Annotated in this window: 1 protein-coding gene; it reads right to left on the reverse strand. The window is 66.0% G+C overall.

Translation table 11 applies throughout. The features are described from left to right. Positions 1-106: 106 nt before the first annotated feature. On the reverse strand, positions 107-811 hold the full coding sequence (locus GY725_20860; protein ID MCP4006637.1) for a hypothetical protein: 705 nt from the start codon (positions 809-811) through the stop codon (positions 107-109). Between the last annotated feature and the right edge of the window lie 457 nt (positions 812-1,268).

Below are 1,268 nucleotides of genomic sequence, written 5' to 3' on the forward strand. Positions count from 1 at the left end.
ACCAATCCCAGTATCACTGTATTGGCAGCGAAGTTGCGTCGTCGCCGCGCCTTGTGGCACGCACAGGCGAACTCGGGATACGACCGCGACTGTCTGCATCACACCACTAGCTACGGACCGAGAGCAAGCCGTGCCTGCGCCACCCCACGCGCTGCAGCCAGGTGCGCGCGGGGGCAAGTGGGGGTGGCTCGCTCGCGCCTAGTTCTTCGAGCCGGAACTCACGCCAGCCATCGAAGAACATGCCCGAGCAGAAGATGTCGATCGGGTCGGGCGTGCTGTGGCTCTTGTGGTGGTCGGTGTTCTTGAGCACGTACTGCAGCGCGTTCTTGACCTCCCTCGGCGTACGCAGGATCCGGTCGAAGTAGCGGTCGGCGAAGAGCTTGCCCGTGCGCCGCCACAGCTTGTTGAGGGCCCGGGCAATGCGCACCGAGAGGCCTTGGATGCCGCGCGAGAGGGCCGTGCGCTCCTTCGCCTCGACGATGAAGTGCACGTGGTTCCCCTGCACCGAGTAGTGGTTGAGGCGGAACCCGTTCTTGTCGCAGCCCGCTCGGAATGCCGCGCGCAGGGCCTTGAAGGGCTTCTTCGTCCGCAGGCTCGGGAGCCCCCTCTTCAGCTTCAGCACCACGTGCACGGGAAACCGCGTCGCGAGGGCTTCGCGCTTCAGGTGCGACACACCCGAGTCCGGACTCGCCGGCCTGCCGACGCGATGGCCTCGGCGACGCTGGAACCCGAACGTCAGCTGAGGATCGAGGTGGTTAGCCCGAGCCTTCTTGCGCGTCTTGCGCGCAGCCTTCTTCGTTCGCCGGCTCATGGATGACTTCTAGCACTGTTCTTGTCGTACTCAAGATCCATCGCGCTCCATTCTTTACCATGCGCGTGCCTCTTTCTCGGGCTTGTCCGCATCGACGACGGAGAGAACCTCGACCCACTCTCCGAGCGTCGGGAAGTCAGTCCCCATTCCTCGGGCGCACCGATTCCGAGGTCGAGCTTCGTGAACGGGGCTTCGGCCTCCGGATCCGAGCAAGAACTACGGGGCCCGTCCCGTCGCGTTGCCCGCCACCGACAGCATCGCCCGCCCGGGGGGCGAGCGGGCGACGCTGACGGTGACGGGCAACGCGACGGGACGGGCGCGCGGAGTTTGGTGTGGGACATCGCGCTCCTCGCCGAACGATGGCCACGATCAGTGCCACAATTCGCCTCGCGCACCAAGACCAGAGAGACAGCGAATCCGCCCCCCATTCCCCGCCGCGCCGTCCCCGCGGTTCAGC

The organism is bacterium, assembly GCA_024226335.1.
Lineage (GTDB): Bacteria > Myxococcota_A > UBA9160 > SZUA-336 > SZUA-336 > JAAELY01.

Coding starts and splice junctions, on each gene's coding strand:
- GY725_20860 (MCP4006637.1), bottom strand. CDS start 811: ATGAGCCGGCGAACGAAGAAGGCTGCGCGCAAGACGCGCAAGAAGGCT.